At 66.5% G+C, this 21,540-nt stretch carries 23 protein-coding genes; 7 read left to right on the top strand and 16 right to left on the bottom strand.

Translation table 11 applies throughout. The features are described 5' to 3' along the window. Positions 1 to 6 precede the first annotated feature (6 nt). Positions 7 to 456 carry a hypothetical protein gene (locus ABWP22_RS14035; RefSeq protein ID WP_353200607.1) on the bottom strand — a complete coding sequence of 150 codons (450 nt, stop codon included), beginning with the start codon at positions 454 to 456 and terminating at the stop codon, positions 7 to 9. Positions 457 to 623: 167 nt separating this feature from the next. On the opposite strand from ABWP22_RS14035, the gene ABWP22_RS14030 reads away from it, so the two are divergent. Further along, positions 624 to 1,667, top strand: a complete 1,044-nt coding sequence (locus tag ABWP22_RS14030) for a PQQ-dependent sugar dehydrogenase (RefSeq protein ID WP_353200606.1) — start codon at positions 624 to 626, stop codon at positions 1,665 to 1,667. Positions 1,668 to 1,672: 5 nt separating this feature from the next. Here the strand turns inward: ABWP22_RS14030 and ABWP22_RS14025 are convergent, their stop codons facing one another. The 3 genes from ABWP22_RS14025 to ABWP22_RS14015 all read right to left on the bottom strand — a co-directional run bounded on the left by ABWP22_RS14025 (position 1,673) and on the right by ABWP22_RS14015 (position 4,913). Further along, entirely contained in the window at positions 1,673 to 2,482 is an 810-nt protein-coding gene (locus ABWP22_RS14025) for an SDR family NAD(P)-dependent oxidoreductase (RefSeq protein WP_353200605.1), read from the bottom strand. A gap of 75 nt (positions 2,483 to 2,557) precedes the next feature. Next, a complete protein-coding gene (locus tag ABWP22_RS14020) occupies positions 2,558 to 2,953 on the bottom strand; it encodes an MAPEG family protein (RefSeq protein ID WP_353200604.1) in 396 nt (131 codons plus the stop codon). 37 nt (positions 2,954 to 2,990) lie between these two features. After that, complete coding sequence (locus tag ABWP22_RS14015; RefSeq protein WP_502951132.1) at positions 2,991 to 4,913, bottom strand: CocE/NonD family hydrolase; 1,923 nt, start codon at positions 4,911 to 4,913, stop codon at positions 2,991 to 2,993. A 131-nt stretch (positions 4,914 to 5,044) separates the two neighbouring features. Here ABWP22_RS14015 and ABWP22_RS14010 point away from each other — a divergent pair, with 131 nt between their 5' ends. Continuing rightward, positions 5,045 to 5,620, top strand: a complete 576-nt coding sequence (locus tag ABWP22_RS14010; RefSeq protein WP_353200602.1) for a hypothetical protein — start codon at positions 5,045 to 5,047, stop codon at positions 5,618 to 5,620. A 1-nt stretch (position 5,621) separates the two neighbouring features. Here the strand turns inward: ABWP22_RS14010 and ABWP22_RS14005 are convergent, their stop codons facing one another. Genes ABWP22_RS14005 through xseA form a run of 5 tightly spaced genes read right to left on the bottom strand, consistent with a single transcriptional unit; the run spans position 5,622 to position 9,610 of the window. Continuing rightward, positions 5,622 to 6,335 (bottom strand): 2OG-Fe(II) oxygenase, encoded by a 714-nt coding sequence (locus tag ABWP22_RS14005; protein ID WP_353200601.1) that lies wholly within the window; start codon positions 6,333 to 6,335, stop codon positions 5,622 to 5,624. Then, positions 6,332 to 7,099: a 2OG-Fe(II) oxygenase gene (locus ABWP22_RS14000; RefSeq protein WP_353200600.1), complete on the bottom strand. Its 768-nt coding sequence runs from the start codon at positions 7,097 to 7,099 to the stop codon at positions 6,332 to 6,334. Before ABWP22_RS14000 ends, ABWP22_RS14005 begins: the two co-directional genes overlap by 4 nt. Further along, complete coding sequence (locus ABWP22_RS13995) at positions 7,096 to 7,947, bottom strand: M23 family metallopeptidase (protein WP_353200599.1); 852 nt, start codon at positions 7,945 to 7,947, stop codon at positions 7,096 to 7,098. The genes ABWP22_RS14000 and ABWP22_RS13995 overlap by 4 nt, the downstream gene beginning before the upstream one ends. Further along, on the bottom strand, positions 7,947 to 8,168 hold the full coding sequence (locus ABWP22_RS13990; RefSeq protein WP_353200598.1) for a DUF2093 domain-containing protein: 222 nt from the start codon (positions 8,166 to 8,168) through the stop codon (positions 7,947 to 7,949). The genes ABWP22_RS13995 and ABWP22_RS13990 overlap by 1 nt, the downstream gene beginning before the upstream one ends. Then, positions 8,168 to 9,610, bottom strand: a complete 1,443-nt coding sequence (gene xseA, locus ABWP22_RS13985) for an exodeoxyribonuclease VII large subunit (protein ID WP_353200597.1) — start codon at positions 9,608 to 9,610, stop codon at positions 8,168 to 8,170. The genes ABWP22_RS13990 and xseA overlap by 1 nt, the downstream gene beginning before the upstream one ends. Before the next feature lie 74 nt (positions 9,611 to 9,684). Between xseA and purD the strand changes: the two genes are divergently transcribed. The 3 genes from purD (at position 9,685) to ABWP22_RS13970 (ending at position 14,003) form a co-directional block, all read left to right on the top strand. Then, a complete protein-coding gene (gene purD, locus ABWP22_RS13980; protein WP_353200596.1) occupies positions 9,685 to 10,941 on the top strand; it encodes a phosphoribosylamine--glycine ligase in 1,257 nt (418 codons plus the stop codon). Positions 10,942 to 10,986: 45 nt separating this feature from the next. Next, entirely contained in the window at positions 10,987 to 12,057 is a 1,071-nt protein-coding gene (locus ABWP22_RS13975; RefSeq protein WP_353200595.1) for a phosphotransferase family protein, read from the top strand. A gap of 224 nt (positions 12,058 to 12,281) precedes the next feature. After that, positions 12,282 to 14,003 carry a M20/M25/M40 family metallo-hydrolase gene (locus tag ABWP22_RS13970; RefSeq protein WP_353200594.1) on the top strand — a complete coding sequence of 574 codons (1,722 nt, stop codon included), beginning with the start codon at positions 12,282 to 12,284 and terminating at the stop codon, positions 14,001 to 14,003. Between the two features lie 10 nt (positions 14,004 to 14,013). Here ABWP22_RS13970 and ABWP22_RS13965 read toward each other — a convergent pair whose 3' ends face one another. Further along, positions 14,014 to 15,330 carry a hemolysin family protein gene (locus ABWP22_RS13965; protein ID WP_353200593.1) on the bottom strand — a complete coding sequence of 439 codons (1,317 nt, stop codon included), beginning with the start codon at positions 15,328 to 15,330 and terminating at the stop codon, positions 14,014 to 14,016. Positions 15,331 to 15,469: 139 nt separating this feature from the next. Between ABWP22_RS13965 and ABWP22_RS13960 the strand changes: the two genes are divergently transcribed. Continuing rightward, on the top strand, positions 15,470 to 16,156 hold the full coding sequence (locus ABWP22_RS13960) for a YiaD family glycine zipper/OmpA-like lipoprotein (protein ID WP_353200592.1): 687 nt from the start codon (positions 15,470 to 15,472) through the stop codon (positions 16,154 to 16,156). Here ABWP22_RS13960 and ABWP22_RS13955 read toward each other — a convergent pair. From ABWP22_RS13955 to rpmI, 6 genes are all read right to left on the bottom strand, one after another. Further along, positions 16,153 to 16,563 (bottom strand): PIN domain-containing protein, encoded by a 411-nt coding sequence (locus tag ABWP22_RS13955; protein ID WP_353200591.1) that lies wholly within the window; start codon positions 16,561 to 16,563, stop codon positions 16,153 to 16,155. The two genes, ABWP22_RS13960 and ABWP22_RS13955, sit on opposite strands and share 4 nt — an antisense overlap. After that, positions 16,518 to 16,793, bottom strand: coding sequence for a CopG family ribbon-helix-helix protein (locus ABWP22_RS13950; protein ID WP_353200590.1), 276 nt, complete (start codon positions 16,791 to 16,793; stop codon positions 16,518 to 16,520). Before ABWP22_RS13950 ends, ABWP22_RS13955 begins: the two co-directional genes overlap by 46 nt. 36 nt (positions 16,794 to 16,829) lie before the next feature. Next, positions 16,830 to 19,193 (bottom strand): phenylalanine--tRNA ligase subunit beta, encoded by a 2,364-nt coding sequence (gene pheT, locus ABWP22_RS13945; protein ID WP_353200589.1) that lies wholly within the window; start codon positions 19,191 to 19,193, stop codon positions 16,830 to 16,832. Next, positions 19,190 to 20,263, bottom strand: coding sequence for a phenylalanine--tRNA ligase subunit alpha (gene pheS, locus ABWP22_RS13940; protein WP_353200588.1), 1,074 nt, complete (start codon positions 20,261 to 20,263; stop codon positions 19,190 to 19,192). Before pheS ends, pheT begins: the two co-directional genes overlap by 4 nt. Positions 20,264 to 20,350: 87 nt before the next feature. After that, on the bottom strand, positions 20,351 to 20,719 hold the full coding sequence (gene rplT, locus ABWP22_RS13935) for a 50S ribosomal protein L20 (protein WP_353200587.1): 369 nt from the start codon (positions 20,717 to 20,719) through the stop codon (positions 20,351 to 20,353). 12 nt (positions 20,720 to 20,731) lie between these two features. Further along, a complete protein-coding gene (gene rpmI, locus ABWP22_RS13930; RefSeq protein ID WP_353200586.1) occupies positions 20,732 to 20,935 on the bottom strand; it encodes a 50S ribosomal protein L35 in 204 nt (67 codons plus the stop codon). A gap of 194 nt (positions 20,936 to 21,129) precedes the next feature. Here rpmI and ABWP22_RS13925 point away from each other — a divergent pair, with 194 nt between their 5' ends. After that, a complete protein-coding gene (locus tag ABWP22_RS13925; RefSeq protein ID WP_353200585.1) occupies positions 21,130 to 21,501 on the top strand; it encodes a VOC family protein in 372 nt (123 codons plus the stop codon). The last annotated feature ends 39 nt before the right edge of the window (positions 21,502 to 21,540 follow it).

The raw sequence follows: 21,540 nt of genomic DNA, 5'->3' as shown, positions 1-21,540 counted from the left end.
TAGCGATCAGGTCGAGCTCGGTTTCAGCCAGGCAAAGATGCCGCCGCCGATGGCGCCCGCCGCGCAGAACAGGATGAAGCCATCCCAGCCGCGCGCCCCGGCGAGCGGCGTCGTCTGGAATTGCGCGTGCATGAAGCCAAGGGTCGTACCGATCGCGGCAGCCCCGGCCAGGGGCCAGGCAATCGGGGCCAGCATCGGCAGCTTCGGCTTTGCCCAGCCGGCCAGGGCAAAGGCCAAAGCCAGTGCGATGCCGAACACGGCCAGCACCGGCAACGCCAGCCCGGTAAAATCGCGCAAGGCGGTTTCCATTGCCAGATCGTCGGGGATGGCCACACCCAGATCGATCAGGCCGGATTGCACCTGCCAGCTCTGGATGATGCTGGCCATTGCCGTTGTCGCAACCACGGCGGCAGCCCAGGCGGGTCCCGTGCGCACCACATCTTTGGCCCAAGCCATGCCAGTTCACCTTCGTCCATACCGAGGAAGCGATACCAAGGTAGCCATACCAAGCTAGCCCATGTTAGCGACGTATGGAAAGGGTCCGACGGCCAAAAATGAAGATTTTCGTAAAATTAGTGTTAATAAATATGCTGCTTGCGCCGGCTGCCGGCCGGGCGGAGCGCGTGACGGAGATCGCGCGGGGGCTTGATCATCCATGGAGCATGGCCTTTCCGCCGGCGGCGTCCGGGCTGACAGGCGTGCTGGTCACCGAGCGCGGCGGACGCCTTTTGCAGGTGGTGCCTGGCCAGGCGCCGCGCGTGATCGCCGGTGTGCCGGCTGCTTATCACAACAGCCAGGGCGGGCTTTTCGACGTCGTGCTGCACCCGCGCTTTGCCGAAAATCATTTGCTCTATCTGTCCTATGCCACTGGGAACAAAGACAATAACTTCACGCGGATCACCCGCGCCCGGTTGCAGGATGGCCGGCTGATCGATGCGCGCGTGATCTTTCAGGTCACGCCCGGCAAAGACACGCCGGTGCATTATGGCGGGCGCATGGCCTTTCTGCCCGATGGCAGCCTGGTGATGACCACCGGCGATGGCTTTGATTATCGTGAACAGGCGCAGCGGTTGCAATCGGGCCTGGGCAAGATCGTCCGGCTGGCCGACGATGGTCGCCCGATGGCCAGCAACCCGTTTGTCGGCCGCAGGCAAGCGCAGGCCAGCATCTGGAGCTATGGCCATCGCAACCCGCAGGGTCTGGCGGTCGATTCGGTCAGCGGCCGGTTGTGGGCGCATGAACATGGCCCGCGCGGCGGTGATGAGCTGAATCTGATCCAGAAGGGTGGCAATTATGGCTGGCCGGTCGCCACCTTCGGCCTGGATTACAGCGGCGCGACGATCAGCCCGTTCAAACGTTACAAGGGCATGATCGATGGCCGTGTGGTGTGGGTGCCGTCGATCGCGCCATCCGGTCTGGCGGTGTACCGCGGCGCGCTGTGGCCGGATTGGCAGGGCGATCTGATCATCGGCGCGCTGGTCAACCAGGAGGTTCGGCGCATCGATCTGGATGCCGCCGGCAATGTGCTGGGCCAGGCGCGCATCTTCCCGTCGATCAAGGCGCGCGTCCGCGACGTGCGCGTGGCGCCCGATGGCGCCGTGTGGGTCGCCACTGACGAAGGCGCTGATCAGAAGCCGGGGGGAAGGGTGCTGCGCGTCACGCCGTGACGGCGTCAGTGCGCCGTCCAGCCGCCATCGATGACCAGTTCGGACCCGGTCATGTAACGGCTGGCGTCGCTGGCCAGGAACACCACGCCGGCGGCGATATCCTGCGGCTGGCCAGCGTGGCCAACCGGGGCACCAGCGCCGATCTGATCGACGTCCAGGGCATTTGCGCCAGGCGATACGGACTCCGCCAGTGCGCCCGACGTGTCGAGCTTTTGCCAGATCGGCGTGTCGATGATGCCGGGGTGCACACTGTTGCAGCGGATGCCGTCGCGCATCGCCGCGCACTCCATCGCCACCGCCTTGGAAAGCAGGCGCACCGCGCCCTTGCTGGCGCAATAGGCCGACATGCCGGCGGAACCGCCCAGCCCGGCGACCGAGGAAATGTTGATGATCGAGCCGCCGACATGTCCGTCGGGCCGCGGGCTGCGCATCGCCGGCAGCGCATGCTTGATGCCCAGGAAACAGCTGGTGACATTGATGTCCATCTGCCGGTTCCACTGCGCCAGCGTCACATCGGTGATCAGGCCCGATGTGCCGATGCCGGCATTGTTCACCAGGATGTCGAGCCGGCCATACAGGTCCATCACCCGCGCCACCAGTTCGGCCCAGCGGTCTTCCTCCACCACATCCTGGCCGCGGAACGTCGCCTGGCCGCCGGCCGCCTCGATCATCGCCACCGTCTCGCGGCCGCCCGGCGCATCGATATCGGTGACGAAGACGATCGCGCCTTCGGCGGCCAGGGCGATGGCACTGGCCCGCCCGATGCCGCTGGCGCCGCCGGTCACAAAGGCCACCCGGCCGGTCAATGCGCTCATATCGTCTCTCCCCAAGGCTGTTTTGCGCAGGGTGAGCGCATTGGCCAGGCAGCGCCAGCCCTCCTTTTTAAGTGATCAGATCAGCGCCGAAACGCCGCCCCACAACCCGGCCACCAGCATGATCAGCGTCGGGAAGAAGGTGAGGCCAAAACCTGGCCCGCGTTTGGCCGGGTCCGCGTAATAGGCGCGGGCATAGATCACGCGGCCCAGGCACCAGGTAGCGGTAAGGCCGCCGGCGATCAGATCGCCCAGGACCGGCGCACCGACGATCACCGCCGGCACCAGCAGGGCCAATTGTTCCAGCGTGTTGATATGGACGCGGTTGCGCTTGTCGAATTCCGGATGGCCGGTTGGTTGCGGGGCCGGAACGCCATATTTGGCACGCGCGCCGCCCACGACGATGCCAAGTCCGGCATAGACGAACAGCGCCGCAATCAGCGCCAGGGTGGTGAGTGGAAAGGCCGTCAGCATCTGTCTGTCCCCCTTGTGGAAATTCAATTCTGGAATGTCAGTTGTTCAGGGCGGCCCGCGCTGCGGCCGCGCCGCCCACCACCGGAATGGCGATGTGGCTGGGCCGCGGGCCATCGCGCCACACGCCCTGCGTGGCCTTTTGATAATCGGCGGCCTTGGCATGGAAGATGTTGGGCACAAACGTCTGCGGGTTGCGATCATAGAGCGGGAACCAGCTCGATTGCACCTGCACCATCAGGCGGTGTCCGGCCGGGATGACATGGTTCACCCCGGGCAGCAGAAAGCGATAGCGCTCCGCCTTGCCCGGCGTCAGCGGGGCCGGCGTGTCGAAACCGGTCACATAACGGCCGCGGAAAATCTCCATGCCGATGCCGAGCTGGAGTCCGGCCAGATCGGGCTGGGCGCTGTTTTCCTCCGGGAACACATCGATCAGCTTGACCACCCAGTCGCTGTCGGTGCCGCTGGTGCTGGCAAACAGGTTGGCCTCCGGTTGGCCATGGATCTGCAAGGCGGCCTTCAGCGGTGCCGAGACATAGGTGACGACATCGGGCCGTGCGGCGGCGTGGCGCTGGTCGCTGACCAGCCAGCTCGTCCACGTGGCGCGGTCGCGCACGTTCACCGGCACCGGCACGAACGGCACCGGGTGGGCGGGATCGGAGACATAATCATCATGCGCCTGGCCCTGAACCGGCGCATCCAGCGACAGGCTGAACCGGTCACCGAGATAGAGGTTGACTGTCTCCCCGGCCGGGAAGCGATCGTGCCGCTCCCAACGGTCGGCGCCCACGGCATAGGTGAGCACCGGCGGCGTATCATTGGCCGGTGCGCCGGTTTTCAGATGCGAATCCAGAAACGGCTTCATCACATCGCGGCGGAACTGCAACCCGGTGTCGCCGGCAAACTTCAGCACACCCAACGCCGACCCGTCATAGTTGACGCCGCTGTGCCGCCACGGCCCGATGACGATCGACAGCAATTTGTTGCCCGTGTCCTTGGGCTCCAGCGCGCGATAGACGGCCGGCGCGCCATAGCTGTCTTCCTGATCCCATTGCCCGACCACCAGCATGGTCGGCACCGTCAGCGGGCGGGCACCCAGGATGCGGTCCAGCGCCTGGCCCTGCCACCAGGCGTCATAGGCCGGGTGCTCCATGATCTTGCGCACGGGGGGCAGGGTATCGAGGCCGTATTTCTTCGCATAACCGCCGGCCGAACCTGCGCTCAGAAACTCGGCATAATAATCGCGCCGGCCCATGGCGACGGAATCGCCGCTGCCCTTGGCCACGGTCTGCGCGGTGAAATAATCCAGCATCGTCTGGCGGAAGGCGCCGTTGTGGAACCAGTCATCACCCATCCAGCCATCGACCATGGGGGACATCGGCACGCTGGCCTTCAGCGCCGGATGCGGATCGACCAGCGCCATCAGCGCGGTGAAGCCGGGGTAGGATGATCCGGTGATGGCGACGCGGCCGTTGGTTTCCGGCACATTCTTCACCAGCCAGTCGATCGTGTCATACGCATCGGTGCTGTGATCGGTGGCGGTGCGATTGAGCGGGCCGCGCAAGGGCCGGGTCAGCACATAATCGCCTCCCGATTTGTGGATGCCGCGCACGTCCTGATAGACGCGGATATAGCCATCGCGCACCAGCTCGCCGTCGCTGATCGGCAGGATCTCGTTGATCTGCTGGCTGGGGTTGCGCGCCGTGGTGCGCCCTGCGTTGTAGGGCGTGCGGGTCAGCAGGATCGGTCCGTTCTGCGTGCCCTTCTTCATCACCACCACGGTGAACAGTTTCACCCCGTCGCGCATCGGGATCATCACTTCGCGCCGGATATAATCGGCGGCGGGCGTCGTGGCGACAAAGCCCGGGGTCATGTCATCCTGCATCGTCGGCGTGGCAACCGGCATTTGCGCCACTGCGCTGCCGGCCATCACCAGCAGCAGGCCATAGACTGCAGATTTCATCACACCACCCCTTGTTTCCATTCGCCCCACGCGCCCTGTCATGGCCTGACCGCCCGCCGCCTGCAAGCCGATTGGCGTCGGCCCAGAACTGGCGTAACAACCGCGGGACAGTTTAGCGGGAAGGATCGGCCATGCGCCTGACACGCAACAGGATCGCCATTACCGTCGCGTTCGGCCTGGCCGCACCATCTGCCATGGCCGCCGACAAGCCAGTCGCACCGCCACCGGCCGTGGTGCAGAAGTTGCTGGAATGCCGTGCCATCACCGACACGGCGCAGCGATTGGCCTGCCTGGATGCCGGTGTGACGGCGCTGGCCGATGCCGTGGAGAAGCGGGACGTGGTGGTCGCCGATCGCGCCGCGGTCACCAAGGCGCGCCGCAGCCTGTTCGGCATCGCCCTGCCCAGCTTCAACCTGTTCGGCAACGGCAAGGACGACGCGGACAGCAAGGACAGCAAGGACCAGACCGACGAACTCGGCGCATTGAAAGAGATCGAGGCGACCCTGAAAGCCGCCCGCCCCGGCGCTGGGCGCAACTGGCGCTTCGTGCTGGATGATGACAGCGTGTGGGTGCAGACCGATGGCCGCCAGATCCCGCGTGATCCGCGCGCCGGCATGCAGATCCGCATCCGCCGCGCCGCGGTCGGCACGTTCCTGGCCAATATCGATGGCCAGATCGCCGTGCGGGTGCGCCGCCTGAACGAGTGACTCAGGGTTTGGCCCGCAGCCAGCCGGTGATCGAATAGCGGCGATTCGGCACCGATCCCGTCACCATCGACACGCTGTGCATCTGCGGGACGGCAAAGAGATCCAGGCTGTTGAAGGCCGGTGCCACGCCGCGCACGCGGGCATCACCATCATGGAACAACAGCAGCCCGCCCCATTCCACCCGCCACACCGGGTTGAGGCTGAACACATAGGCGGCGCGGCGGTGCTTGCCCGGCACCGCATCGTCGTGCCCGGTGAGGAAATCGCCGGGGGCATAAGCGGTGGCCTGGCCATCGGCGAAGCTGATATCGTCGACGCCGGTGATCGCCCGCAACAGATCGCGCACCACGCCGCCTGACAGAAACGCTGGCCAGGCGGCGATACCGCCATCGCCAGCGGCAAGCGGCGCATCGCCATCGGGCAGGCGCAGCGCTTCATAGCGATATTGAAACCCGGTTCGCGCCCCGGCCAGCACCGCCTGCTCCAGCCCATCGCGCTGCGCCGCGTTCATGGCCGCGCGGGTGGCGCGCGACAGCTCGAACACCTTGTCGCCGCTGTTCACCACCTGCACCCAATCCTCGCGGCGCTTCATTTCGGCGAGGGCTGCGATCGCCGCCGCTTCGGTCAGGAAGGGCTGCACCCGCACATGGCCATCCCGCGCATAGGCGGCCGCCGCCCCGGCCACATCGATGCCGTCGCGCAGTTCCAGCCTCATTTGTTGCGGAACCAGCCGGTGATGGCATAACGCCCGGCCGGCGCGAACGGCGGCACGTGGCTGACATTGTGGCGCAGCGGCACCAGAAACAGGTTCATCGTGTTGAAGCGCGGCATGAAGCCGGCGACGATGTTGCCGCTGGCGTCCATGACATTGAGATAGCCGCCCCAATCCGGCTTCCAATCCCTGGCCAGGTTGAGCACATAGGCCAACCGCCGCCCTTCCACCTCGACCAGATCGTCGTGATCGGTGAGGAAATGGCCGCCGGCATACAGCGTTGCCTGCGCATCGACCTTGATGATGTCGGCATGGCCCGATACGTCGCGGGCAAAATCCAGTGCCGGCGCCGAATTCATCTCCTCCAGCAACTGATACAGCGGGTGGCCGGGGTGCCAGTTCTGCTTGTAGGATTCGACCAGCGGATATTGGCCATAGAGGAAGGCAAAGCGCCCGGCGGCGGCGGCGCTGGCGGCGGCATTGCCCATCGCGGCTTTCTGCTGCGGGCTGAGCGTGCGCATCTGTTCGGGCCGCACGTGCTGGCCGTGCGGCTGACCGTCGCCGGCCCAGGCCAGACCAAACGGCGTGTGCTGGCGCAGCACCTGCCACAGCGCGTCGGCGGCGCTGGCCTCCAGGAAATCCTCGATCTGCACAAACCGGTTTTCCGCAAGCGCGGCGCGGATGGCCGCGCGATCCAGCGCCGGATTGATCGCCAACAGCGCTGGCAGTTCGGCGTCGTCGCTGATGCCGGTGGCAGCGTCGGTCATGCGGGCTGGTCCTTCGGCATGGCGGGCAGCAAGGCTTCGGGATCAACCCGCACGCCATTCCAGGTCATGCCCCAGTGCAAATGCGGCCCCGTCGAGCGCCCGGTCGTGCCGATGGCGCCGATGATCTGGCCCTGTGAAACGATATCGCCGGCCTTCACGTCGATGCGCGACATGTGGAGCATGGCCGAATGCAGGCCGCGGCCATGATCGAGGATGACGATATTGCCTTCCAGGCTGAACGGCCCGGCCGCCAGCCGTACGATGCCGGGGATCGGCGCGCGGATCGGCGTGCCGCTGGGCGCGGCAATGTCCATGCCGCTGTGATAGCTCGCCGGCACCTCGCCATAGACACGCTGCGCACCGAAATGCGTGGAGATGCGCCCGGTGGCAGGCCACTGGAACGGTGCGCGCCAGAACGGCAGCGGGCTGATCTCGACGCGTGCGCCGCGCACCTGCGCCACCTCGGCCTCGCGCTTGGCTTCCCATTCCAGATTGCGCGGAGCATTCGGATCGGCAGGCGGCATCAACCGCGCCGGCAGCCGGTCGATCTCCCAGGCGTGCGCTGTCACCACGATCTGGCGGCGCGCGCTGCGGCCGTCGGGCGTCACCCATTCCAGTTGCTGGCTGCCGGCAAAATCGCGGTCGACGCCCAACATATAGTGGCCGTCACGCTCGATATGCAGCGGCTGGCCATTCACCCGCAGGGCGTGGCTGCCGGCGGGCAGGCGGGCAATCAGCAACTGGCCCTGCACGGCCGTCAACGGCTCGCCCATCACCAGCGGCAGCGGCGATGCCGCCCCGGTGATGGCTGCCGCGCCCAGCAGCAGCGGCACGGCGAAGATGCGCATCAAGGCTGGAACATGCCTTTTGCCCGCTGCTCGGCATAGCGGTTGCTGGCGATTTCGGCGTTGAAATAGGCTTCCTGCAATTCGTGGCTCCAATAGCGCAGCGCGGCGAGCGGGATGCGCTGGTTGGTGACGGCGCAGAACACATGATCGCCGGATTCCAGGATGCGATAGCTGCCGCTTTCGTAATGGAGCCGCGCGGCGCGGCCGAAACGATCGAGCATCAGAACAAACTCCCCTGCGCAGATGGCAGTTTCGTGAAGACCGGTGTTTCGCCATCGGCAAAGCGGATCGTCAAGTTCTGCTGTGCTGCCGCCGCCGCGGCGCTGGCCACGACATGGCCATCGGGCCCGCGCACGATGGCATAGCCGCGCGCCAGCACCTGATCCGGCCCCAGGCTGGCCAGCAGGCGCGCGGCCTCGTTCAGGCGGGCATCGGCGCGGGCCAGCCGCGTGATGAGAAGGAACGGCCGCAGGCCGGCGCCGGTGCGCGCCAGTTTCTGGGCGTCGCTGGCCAGCGGGCGTGCCAGTGCCGGTGCCAGCCGCGCCGTCTGCGCCGCCAGCCGCTGGCCATCGCGCTCCACCCGTGTCGTCAGCAGCGCGGGCCGCAGCCGGCCACCGGCGCGTTCCAACCGCAGCGCAAAGCCGCCAGCGCGCGCGTCGAGCGCCTTGGGCAGGCGTTCGGCCAGATCATCGACACGCTGCGCCGCCAGCCCGATCAGATTGCGCGGCTGCGGCAGCCGGCGCGCCAGCGCCAGCGTGCGCTCCTGGCGCAAGGCCAGGGCGCGCAGCAGGCCTGCATCCATGCGACCGGCCAGCATGGTCAGGTTGGCCGCCAGTTCGGCCCGCACCGGCACGGCGCGTTCGGCGGCGGCGGTGGGGGTGGGCGCGCGCCAATCCGATGCATAATCGATCAGGGTGGTATCGGTCTCGTGGCCGACCGCGCTGATCAGGGGCACGCGGCTGGCGGCCGCGGCCCGCACGACGATTTCCTCGTTGAACGCCGCCAGATCCTCGATGGAGCCGCCACCGCGCGCCACGATGATCAGATCAGGCCGTGGCACCGGGCCGCCGACGGGGATGGCGTTGAACCCGGCAATGGCGGCAGCGACCTGTGCGGCCGATGCCTCGCCCTGCACCGCCACCGGCCACACCAGCACATGCGCCGGGAAGCGATCCGAAATCCGGTGCAAGATGTCGCGGATCACCGCACCGGTCGGGCTGGTGACCACACCGATCACCCGCGGCAGCGAGGGCAGGATCTGCTTGCGCGCCGGATCGAACAGGCCTTCGGCTTGCAATTTCAGCCGCCGCGCCTCGATCTGGGCGAGCAGCGCGCCCACCCCGGCGGGCTCCATGCGCTCGACAATCAGCTGATATTTCGATCGACCGGGATAGGTGGTCAGCTTGCCGGTGATCACCACCTCCAGCCCGTCTTCGGGCCGAAAGCTCAGCCCCGCTGCCGTGCCTTTCCACATGGCAAGGTCGATCAGCGCGCGCTCATCTTTCAGGCTGCCATACCAGTGCCCGCTGGATTGGCGGCGGAATTGCGAAAGCTCGCCGCGCACCCGCACCTGGCCAAAGGCGGTCTCTACCGTGCGCTTCAGCGCCCCGGCAATTTCGGACACGCTGTATTCGGGCAGGTTGCTGGCGGGCTGATCATTCACCCCGCTTCCATAAACCGCCCCGCCAAACCGGCAAAGCGCCTTGCCGCGACATTTTGGCATGATATGGCAGGGGCATGAGCGCAGCCCCCGAATCTCTTGATATTCTTGTGCTGGGCGGCGGCGGGCGGGAGCATGCGCTGTGCTGGCGGCTGCGCCAATCGCCGCGCTGTGGCCGGCTGGTCTGCGCGCCCGGCAATGCCGGCATCGCCGATGTGGCCGAATGTGCGGCGCTGGCGATCACCGATCCGGCGGCGGTCACGGCCTTCGTGGCGGCGCACGGCATCGGCCTGGTGGTGATCGGGCCGGAAGCGCCGCTGGTCGCCGGGGTCGCCGATGCGCTGCGCCGGGCCGGTGTGCCGGTGGTCGGGCCTTCAGCAGCGGCAGCCGAACTGGAAGCCTCCAAGGGATTCACCAAGGATCTGTGCGCCGAACACCAGATCCCCACCGCGCGCTTCCGCCGCTTCGCCAGCGCCGCCGATGCCCATCATTATGTCGCGGTGCACCCGTTGCCGGTGGTGGTGAAGGCCGATGGCCTGGCCGGCGGCAAGGGCGTGACGGTGGCGGAAACCAACGAGGTAGGCCTGGCAGCACTCGCTGAAATCCATGGCCCGGTGGTCGTCGAACAATGCCTGGAAGGCCCGGAAGCCAGTCTGTTCATCCTGACGGATGGAGACCATGTGTGCGTGCTGCCCACGGCGCAGGATCACAAGCGCCTGCAGGATGGCGACACCGGCCCCAACACCGGCGGCATGGGCGCGGTTTCGCCGTCCCCGCTTCTGACCCCGGCACTGCTCAGCCAAGCGATGGATCGGATCGTGCTGCCGACGCTGAAAGCCATGCGGGATCGCGGCACGCCGTTTCAGGGCTTTCTCTATGCCGGCCTGATGCTGACGGCCGACGGCCCGATGCTGATCGAATATAATGTGCGGCTGGGCGATCCTGAGGCGCAGGTGCTGATGATGCGGCTGGAATCCGATGCTGTCGATCTGCTGTGGGCGGCCGCCACCGGCACGCTGGCCAGCGTGCGCCCGCGTTTTGGTGCCGAGGCCGCGATCACCATCGTCATGGCGGCCAAGGGCTATCCGTGGCTGCCGCTGGCCGGCACGGTGATCGACGGCATTGCAGCGGCCGAAGCGCTGGGCGTTACGGTGTTCCATGCCGGCACCCGCCGCGATGCTGCGGGCCAGTTGCTGGCCGCTGGCGGGCGCGTGCTGAATGTGACGGCACTGGGCCATGACATTTCCGAGGCGCGGGCGCTGGCATATGCCGCTATTCGCAAGATCAAGTGGGACGGCGGCCAATACCGGCGGGATATCGGCAGGCCCGATTGACGCGCCTCCGCCAGCAGGGAGGCGTCGCCTCAAGGAGAATGGGCCATGAGCGATCGGCAAGAGCAGTTTTCCGGCACCAGTGCGGTGCGCGCCGGCCAGGAGATTGACGCTGACCGTTTGACGGCGTGGATGCAGGCCAACGTCGAAGGCTTTGCCGGGCCGCTGACCATCGAACAGTTCAAGGGCGGCCAGTCCAATCCCACCTACAAGCTGATCACGCCGGGGCAGAATTATGTGCTGCGCCGCAAGCCGCCGGGCCAGTTGCTGCCCTCGGCGCATGCGGTCGACCGTGAATACAAGGTGATCACCGCGCTGCACGCGCAGGGCTTTCCGGCCGCCCGGACCTTCGGCCTGTGCCAGGACAATGACGTGATCGGCACCTGGTTCTACATCATGGATTGTGTCGATGGCCGGGTGATCTGGGACACGACCTTCCCGTCGGTGCCCATCCCAGAGCGCCGCGCCTATTTCGATGCCATGAACCAGACGATGGCCGAATTGCACATGATCGATCCGGTGGCGGCCGGCCTCGGCGATTTCGGCAAGCCCGGCAATTATTTCGCCCGCCAGATCGGCCGCTGGTCGAAACAATATCTCGAAGATACCGATGCCGGCCGCTATCCGGCGATGGACAAGCTCGTCGAATGGCTGCCCGCCAACATCCCCGCCGGCGATGAGGTGAGCATCGTCCATGGCGATTATCGCTGTGACAACATGATCTTCCACCCCACCGAACCCAAGGTGCTGGCCGTGCTGGATTGGGAATTGTCGACGCTCGGCCATCCGCTGGCCGATTTTTCCTATCACCTGATGATGTATCGCATGCCGCCGTCCACAACGACTGGGCTGGTGGGCAATGATCTGGCCGCGATGGGCTTGCCGACCGAGGCCGAATATGTCGACGCCTATTGCCGGCGCACCGGGCGCGACGGGATTCCCGACATTGATTTCTATGTCGCCTACAACATGTTCAGGCTGGCCGGGATCATCCACGGCATCAAGGGCCGGGTGATCCGCGGCACGGCCACATCGGCCCATGCCAAGAAATCCGCCGAGGGCTTTGAGGCGCTGGCCGATCTGGCCTGGGATCAGGCGCAGAAGATCGGGGCAAACTGATTTTCAAAGAGCGCCGGCCGTGCCTTGTCCGGCCTTCGGTTTTGACAGGTTTGACGAATCCGGCGTGAAAAGGCGCTGAAAATACAGTCTATTCGAAAATCCAGTGTATTTGCCGCCGGATGGATTATCGAACGACACCATCATGACAGGCCTTGTCCGTGTAGGACAGGGCATTTGCCTGGGGGGGCTTGCAGGCGGACGCCGTGCAGGCCACCGTGGCCGCCATGAACCGTTGGCCGCTCTTCCTCCTCACTCTCCTTGCCGGCCTTGCCTGGGCGGCGCTGCGCATCCAGGTGCCGGCACCGCTGGATGCCGATGCGCCGCCCGGGCAGTTCAGCGCCGGGCGGGCCATGGCTGACGTGCGTGTGCTGGCGCGTGAACCGCACCCCACCGGCACGCCGGCCAGCGACGCGGTGGTTGCGCACCTCGAACGCCGGCTGGCCGAACTGGGCTTCCAGGTGCGCCGCGGGGTCACCCCTCTGCCCGAACGGCCGGCCAAACGGCTGGCGAAATGGGGCGGTGACCCAACAAAGCCCGCCATCAGCCTGATCGCGCTGCGCCCCGGCACTGACCCGGCCAGCCCGGCGGTGGCGCTGCTCGCCCATCATGATTCGGTGTGGGCTTCGCCAGGCGCGGCGGACGACATCACCGGCGTTTCGGCCGCCTTGGAAATCGCCCGCGCCATTCCCAAGGCGCAGCAGAAACGCGATCTGGTGCTGATCTTCACCGATGCTGAAGAGCTTGGCCTGGTCGGGGCCCGCGCCATTTTTGCGCCGGGTAGCGCCGGTGATCCGATCGCGGGCCGCATCGGCGTGCTGATCAACCTCGAATCGCGTGGCGGCGGTGGCCGGTCCATGATGTTCCAGACCGGGCCGAACAACGGCGATCTGATGCGGATGTTCGCGGCGAACGCGCCGGGTGCTTCGGCCAGCAGCCTGGCTGTCACCATCTATGAAAGCCTGCCCAACAACACCGATTTCACGCCGGTGAAACTGCGCGGCATCATGGGGCTGAACTTTGCCTTCTTGGGCGATGCCTGGGGCTATCACAGCCCGTTGATGACGCCGGACCGGCTGGAACAGGGTGCGATCCAGCATCTGGGGGACAGCGTGCTGGGCGTCACCCGCGCCTTGCTGGCCGCGCCGGAACTGCCCGCCGCAACCGAGAATGCGGTGTTCGCCTCGGCGCCCGGCTTTGGCATCATCGTTTATTCGGCGGCCATGGGCTGGGGCTTGTTGGCTGTCACCGCCGGGCTGCTGGTGCTGGCGGCGGGCTGGCGCAAGGCCGAATGGCGCATCGCGGATGCGGCGCTGGCGATTGGGCAGGCTGTGCTGGTGCTGCTGATCGCCGGGTTGCTGATGTTCGGGCTCAACCTGCTGTCGGGCAGCGCCGGCGCCGAATATTATGACCGGCTGGCGGCGCTGCCCCGGCTGGAGGCCGTCGCTTTGCTGGCGGCGTTTGCGGCGCTGCTGTTCGCGGCATCGGCCGGGGTCGGCACGCTTTGGGATCGCTGGCTGGGCTGGGCCATGCTGTGCTTCGCCGCAGCGCTGGCTGTGCAACTCGTCCTGCCCGGCGCCGGGCCGGTGTTTGCCTGGCCGGCGCTGCTGGCGGCGCTGGGCCTTGCCATCGGCGCGCGCTTGGGGCCGGGATTGACGCAACTGGCCCCTGCAGCGGTGCTCGCCGTGCCCGGCCTCGCCATGGCCGGCGAATTGTTCCACTTCACCTTCTTGGGCATCGGCGGGCCAACCCCTTACGGCACGGTCGTGCTGCTGATGCCCGTGCTGGCGCTGATCGCGCCGTTGGTGCCGACCGGCCCGCGCCGCCCGGCGCTGATGTCTGCGGCCATCGCGGTCAGCCTGGCGGCAGGCGTGGCGCTATGGGTGAAGTTCGATGCGGTCGCGCCGTCGGTACCGCCCTATGCCGGCACCGAAAAGCAGCAGGGCTGATCCCGGCGCCTTACGGGGCCAATGATCCCTCGGTCACCCGGCTGGCCAGCAATTTGTCGATCTTGCGGCCGTCCATGTCGATGATCTCGAACTGCCAGCCACTGATGCGGAATTTCTCGCCGGTTTCGGGCAGATGGCGCAATCGTTCCAGCGCCAGGCCCGCCGCGGTTTCGTAATCGCGCTCGTCGGGCAACAACAGTCCCAGCGTGTCGGCCAGTTCATCGGCGGGCAGCGCGCCCGATATCAACCAACTGCCATCGTCGCGTTCCACCGCTGGCGGATCGTTGATGTCGTCGATGTCGCTGCGGAACGCACCGGCAATCGCCGCCAGCAGGTCAGACGGGGTGACGATGCCTTCGAAATGGCCATATTCATCGTGCACCAGCGCCATCGGAATCTCGGCATCGCGCAGCGCCACCAGCGCATCGACGGCATCCAGCACATCCGGCAGCACCGGTGCCGGCCGCGCCAGCGCCACCAGATCGAGCGGTCGCCCCTCGATCAGCGCCTGCACCACATCGCGGGCCTGCAGCACGCCGATGATGTCGTCCACGCCGCCATGCGCCACCAGCAGCCGGCTGTGCGGCGTGGCGGCCAATTGCGCGCGCACGTCATCGTCATCGGCGTCGGCATCGATCCAGTCGATCTCGCCGCGCGGAGTCATCACGCCGCGCACCCGCCTGTCGGCCAGCCGCATGATGCCGGCGATCATCTGGCTTTCCTCGGCCTCGATCACGCCCGCCGACGTGGCGTCGGCAACGACAGATCGCAATTCCTCTTCGGTCACGGTCTGGGTGTTGTCGCGACTCTGGCGCAGCAGGCGGAAGATCAATTGGCTGGATTGATCGAGCACCCACACGAACGGCGTCGTCGCCCGCGCGAATTGCGCCATGAACGGCGCCACCATCGCGGCGATGGTTTCCGGTGATCGCAGCGCGAACTGCTTGGGCACCAGTTCGCCGGCGATCAGCGACAAATAGGTGGCGGTCACGATCACCACGCCAAAGCCCAGTTCTTCGGCCGAGTGCGCCGGCAGGCCGAACAGCCACGCCAGCCGTTCGCCCACCGGCTGCGCCAGCGTCGCCCCGGAATAGGCGCCGTTGATGATGCCCACCAGCGTGATGCCGATCTGCACGCCCGACAGGAAGCGGCTGCTATCCTCGGCCAGTGCAATGGCGGTGCCGGCCCCGGCCACGCCTTGCGCCTGCATGGCCCGCAGCCGCGGCCGCCGTGCCGACACGATGGCCAGCTCCGACATGGCGAAGAAACCATTGAGCAGGATCAGGCCGGCAATGATGGCGGCGTCCAGCCAGGGGAAGGGGCCCATGGGCTCCGTGTTTGCAACGCGGGGCCAGGCTGCCCGCTCGATGTTTACCTTAGGGGATGGAACGCAAGGCTGCAAAGCCCGTTCAGCTTGCGGCCAGCCAGACCATCGCGAAGACGTTCGGCATAACGGGAGAAACAGGATGAAACGCACGCTGATTGTCGCAGCACTGAGCAGCGCGTTGGTGCTGGGTGGCTGTGTCACCGATCCGGAAACCGGGCAGCAGCGCATTTCGCGCGGCGGCGGCGGTGCTGCCGCAGGTGCTGGCGCCGGGGCCTTGCTCGGCGCGATCCTGGGCGGGCGCAACAATCGGGCCGAAGTGCTGATCGGTGCCGGCCTGGGCGCCATCGCCGGCGGCGCGGTCGGCAGTTACATGGACAAGCAGGAGCGCGAGCTGCGCCAGCGCACGGCCGGCACCGGCATCGAAGTGGCGCGTGATGGCGAGGAAATTGCCATCAAGCTGCCATCGGGCATCAGTTTCGATACCAATCAGGCGATTCTGCGCCCCGACATGCGCCCGGCGCTCGATCAGGTGGCGCAGACGCTGGCCAGCTATCAATCGACCTTCATCGATGTCACCGGCCACACCGATTCGACCGGCAGCGATGCGATCAATCAGCCGCTCTCTGAACGCCGGGCCAATGCCGTCGCGGATTATCTGCAATATCGGGGCGTGCAGCGCGCGCGCATGGTGACGCGCGGTTACGGCGCGCAGTTTCCGCTGGCCAGCAACGACACCGAAGCCGGCCGTGCCCTGAACCGCCGCGTCGAAATTCGCCTGTCGCCGGTGACGCAGCAGGATGTACAGGGCCAGCAGCCGCCGCGTTAAGCGTAGGCCAGAACGGCGCCCGGCACCGCGGCCAGCGCCGCATCACGCGTCAACAGCGGCACGCCCTGCGCCGCCGCTGTTGACGCGATGATCGCATCAGGGGTTTTCAGGCGATATTGTTGGCGCAGCCGGGCGGCGGCGTCGGCGATGGCCGGCTCCACATCGATGGTGACGAAGCCGTCAAGCAGCGTGAGCGCATCCTGCCATTCCTGTTCCGATCGCGCGCCGGTCAATACTTCCGTGCGGGTCAGGGTTGAGATCAAGCGCAGCCTCACACTGGTGAGCAACTCCGCCGCAGCGGGGATTTCATTCAGAAAATCAATGAGGATGCTGCTGTCGAAGCAGGCAGAAAAGGGCGGCGTCACGCCTTGATGTCTTGGTCCGCGCTGTCGGCTCGCTGGTCCCATGGCCGGTCCCATTCGGCCCGCAACGCCTGTTGAAAAGCCAGTCCGTCGATGCCGCGATCCTTCCAGGCGCCGAACACCGCCATGATCGAAGCCTTGTCGGCCTGGTCATCGCGTTCCAGCATCTCAGCCACGGCTCGGCGCACGGCTTCGGCCCGCGACCAGCCTCTGGTGGCGGCCATCGCATCCAGCCGGCGGATATTATCCTCCGGGATATCGATCAACGTGCGCATGGACATGATGATATCATCACCTCCATGCGATATCAATCAGCCGCGCAGCACCGCCCCCAGCCTGGCTGCTGCCGCCACCACCTTGGCCGACACGGCTTCGATATCGGCGTCGGTCAGCGTGGCGGCCGTCGGTTGCAGCGTCACTTCCACGGCCAGGCTCAGCTTGCCGGCATCCACGCCCGGCCCTGCGTAGCGGTCGAACAATTTGACGTTGCTGATCAGGGCCTTGTCCGCACCGGCCACCGCACGCAGCAGGCTGTCGGCCGGCAGGCTTTCGTCGACCACAAAGGCGAAATCGCGGCTCAGCGCCAGCAACGCACTGGGTGCCCAGGCCTCGCGCTTGCGGCTGCGCGGCGGCAGCGCGTCCAGATACAGCTCGACTGCCGCCACCGGGCCCTTCACGTCGAAACCGGCGCTGATGCGCGGGTGGATGATGCCGAAATCGGCCAGCACCGCCTTGCCCAGCACCAGCCGCCCGGCGCGGCCCGGATGCCACCAGGCATCGCCCGGCGCGGCCACGTTCAGGCGCTGCACCGGTGCGCCGAGCGCGGCCAGCGCCGCCAGGGCTTCGGCCTTGGCATCAAAGGCATCAGGGCGGGTCGCCGGCCCGCCGCGCCAGTCGCGCCCGCGCGCTTCGCCGGCCAGCAACACGGCCGCGGTGGGATGTTCAGCGTCGGCGAGATAACGCTGGCCCAGCTCGAACAGCCGCACGGATGCGGCGCCGCGATCCATGTTGCGCGCGGCGGCCGCCAGCAAGCCCGGCAGCAGGCTGGGGCGCATCGCCGCCATGTCGGCGGAAATCGGATTGGCCAGGCTGAACGCCGCGCCGCCAAAGGCTTCGGCTTCGGCGGGCGGCAGGAAGCTCCAGGTGATGGCCTCATCCAGGCCTCTGCTGGCCAGCACGCGCCGCAGCCGGCGCTGGCTGCGTTGCAACGGCGTGGCAGTGGGCAGGGCAACGCCGTCGTTGCGCGGAAGCGGGGTTGCCGGAACATGGTCGAGGCCGTGGATGCGCACCACTTCCTCGACCAGATCGGCCTCACCATCGACATCGCGTCGCCACGACGGCACCGCCACCTGCCAGACATCCCCGCGGGTCACGTCAAAGCCGAGGCGGCCGAGGATGGCGGCCTGTTCGTCTTCGGCCACATCCAGCCCCGCCAGCCCGGCGACGCGCGCCGGGCGATAGGCGATGGCGCGGCCATGATCGGGAATCGCGCCAGCGACAACGATCTCGGACGCCTCGCCGCCGCACAGATCGAGCACCAGTTGCGTTGCCAGCTCCAGGCCCGGCACCACGAACAGCGGATCGACGCCGCGTTCGAAGCGGGCGCGGGCGTCGCTGTTGATGCCAAGCTTGCGCCCCGTCGCGCCGATGCGTTCGGGCGTGAACCAGGCCGATTCGATCAGCACGTCCATGGTATCGGCCGAACAGCCGCTATGCTCGCCGCCCATGATGCCGCCGATGTCATGCACCTCGGCGTCATCGGCGATCACGGTGATGCTCTCATCGAGCGCATAGGTCTTGCCGTTGAGCGCCAGCACCGACTCGCCGGCCCGCGCCCGCCGGGCGGTCAATCCGCCCTGCAGTTTGGCCACATCATAGACGTGCAGCGGACGGCCCGAATCGATGGAAAGGAAATTGGTGACATCGACCAGCGCCGAAATCGGGCGCAGACCGACGGCGCGCAGCCGGCGTTGCAGCCAATCTGGCGACGGGCCGTTCTTCACGCCGCGCACCACGCGCGCCGCGAAAGCCGGGCAGCCCTCATGATCCTCGATGGTGATCGGGCGCGGCATCGGGAACGCGCCAGCCAGCGGCGTGATGCTGCGGGCCTTGAGCGTGCCGACGCCGGCGGCGGCCAGATCGCGGGCAATGCCGAGCACGCCCAGGCACTCCTGCCGGTTCGGCGTGATGGCGATATCGAACACCGGATCGTTCAGCCCGGCCCAATCGACATAGCGCATGCCCAGCGGCGCATCGTCGGGCAGGGCGATGATGCCGTCATGCTCGTCCGACAGTTCAAGCTCGCGCATCGAACACATCATGCCCCGCGATTCGACACCGCGAATGGCAGCGATCTTCAAGGTGATGCCGCTGCCGGGAACGTACGTGCCGGGCGGGGCGAACACGCCCTTCATGCCGGCGCGCGCATTGGGCGCGCCGCACACCACCTGCATCGGATCACCCGTGCCGGTATCGACCATCAGCACCTGCAATTTGTCAGCCTGCGGATGGCGCTCTGCCGACACGACATGGGCGATGGTGAAGGCGCCCAGCGCTTCGGCCGGGTTTTCGATGCCTTCCACTTCGAGGCCGCAGCGGGTCAACGCGTCAGCGATGTCCGCGACGCTGGCCGCGGTGTCGAGATGGTCCTTCAGCCAGGAGAGGGTGAACTTCACGGGGTCGCTCCGGCAGAAATGGAGGGCAGGTCAAAGGCCGAAAAGCCATGATGTTTCAGCCATTTGGTGTCGCCGTCGAAAAAGGCGCGCAAATCGGTGAGGCCGTATTTCAGCATCGCCAGCCGATCGACGCCGGTGCCGAAAGCAAAGCCCTGCCATTCATCGGGATCGAGCCCACAAGCGGCAATCACACGCGGATGCACCATGCCGCTGCCCAGCACTTCCAGCCACTTGTCGACCTGACCAGCGCCGGCGGGCTTGCCCGTCTTGCTGTTGTAACCCACGTCTACCTCCACCGAAGGCTCGGTGAACGGGAAATAGCTGGGGCGGAAGCGCAAGCTGACATCGTCGACCTCGAAAAAGGCCTTGATGAACGTCTCCAGCGTCCAGCGCAGATGCGCCAGCGTGATGCCCTTGTCGATTACCAGCCCTTCGATCTGGTGGAACATCGGCGTGTGGGTGGCATCCGAATCGCTGCGATAGACGCGGCCCGGCGCGATGATGCGGATCGGCGGCTTCTGGCCCATCATCGTGCGGATCTGCACCGGGCTGGTGTGCGTGCGCAGCACCATGTTGGGCTTGCCGTCGATGTAGAAGGTGTCGTGCATCGCCCGCGCCGGATGGCTTTCCGGGATGTTGAGCGCGGTGAAATTGTGCCAATCGTCCTCGATCTCCGGCCCGTCGGCGACGGCAAAGCCCAGATCGGCAAAGATTTCGGCCAGTTCGTCCATCACCTGGGAAACCGGGTGGATGCTGCCCATAGGCGGCAGCGCGACCGGCAGCGTCATGTCCTGGCGCTCGGCGGCGAGCTTGGCGTTCAGTGCCGCCTCATCGAGCGCCGACTTCTTCGCGGCCAGTGCGGCGGTGACGGTTTCGCGCAGGCCATTGAAGGCCGGGCCGTTCACGGCGCGTTCGTCCGGGCTCATGCTGCCCAGCGTCTTCAGCAGCGCGGTGACGCTGCCCTGCTTGCCCATGGCCGCCACACGCACGGCTTCCAGCGCGTCGGGGCTGCCGGCGGCATCGATGCTGGCCAAGATGTCGCTTTGCAGCGCGAGCGTGTTGATGGTCATCGAACGGCCTGAAATGATAAGAAAAAACGCAAAAGGGGCGCGCGCCGGTGCCGGCGCGCGCCCCTTCATCCACGTCGGACGTCGCGGTTAAGCGGCGGCCTTGGCGTCGAGCGCGGCCTTCACCTGGCCGATGATGGCGGCAAAGCTTTCCGGCTGGTTCATGGCCAGATCGGCCATCACCTTGCGGTCGAGCTCAAGCCCGATGATCTTGGTGCCGGCGATGAACTGGCTGTAGGTGATGCCTTCTTCACGCACGGCGGCGTTGATGCGCTGGATCCACAATGCGCGGAAATTGCGCTTGTTGGCCTTGCGATCGCGATAGGCATATTGGCCAGCCTTTTCCACCGCTTGCTTGGCAATGCGGATGGTGTTCTTGCGGCGGCCGAAATAGCCCTTGGCCTGTTCCAGGATCCGCTTGTGTCTGGCTTTGGTGGTCACACCACGTTTGATACGCATGGGTGCTGCTCCTTACTTGATGCCGTACGGTGCCCAGGCGTGAACCCGGGCGGTATCGGCTTCGGCCAGCACGCTCGTGCCGCGATTCTGGCGGATATATTTGGCATTGTGGCTGATCAGGCGGTGGCGCTTGCCAGCGACACCATGCTTGATCTTGCCAGAGGCGGTGATCTTGAAGCGCTTCTTCACACCGCTCTTCGTCTTGAGCTTGGGCATTTTGGTCTCCTTCGTAAGACGCATCAAAAACCGCCATGGCAGCCCTTTTGGCCAGGCGGTCCGGTTCATGCGGAACGCGCGCAGTAGCGACTTGCCCCTGCGCTGGCAAGAGCATGGCCAATCTGGCCGGCAATCCAGCCTTGCCGACTCAATTTGTTCCATTTATGTTCCGTTTTCCACACGGAGGATGGACGATGATCGGCTATGTGACACTCGGCACCAATGATCTGGCGCGTGCGGCGCGATTCTATGATGCCATTGCAGGCGAGATGGGCGTGGGCCGCATGATGGAATTCGGCACCTATATTGCCTGGGGCACGCCGGGCGGCGCGCCGGGCATCGCGGCCACCGTGCCGTTTGATGGCAATGCGGCGAGCGTTGGCAATGGTGTGATGGTGGCGCTGGAGGCCGGCGACCGGGCGCAGGTGGACCGCATCCACGCCATCGCGCTGGAACATGGCGGCAGTTGCGAAGGCCCGCCCGGCCCGCGCGGCGACAGCGGTTTCTACGCCGCCTATTTCCGCGATCCCGATGGCAACAAGTTGAATGCGTTTGTGATGGCCTGAGCCGCGTTTCGCGCGGCGTGTCATGGCCTGAGCCGCATT

The sequence above is a fragment of the Sandarakinorhabdus sp. genome (assembly GCF_040398665.1).
In the GTDB taxonomy this organism is placed as follows: domain Bacteria; phylum Pseudomonadota; class Alphaproteobacteria; order Sphingomonadales; family Sphingomonadaceae; genus Sandarakinorhabdus.
This window is presented reverse-complemented; position numbering and strand designations above follow the sequence as displayed.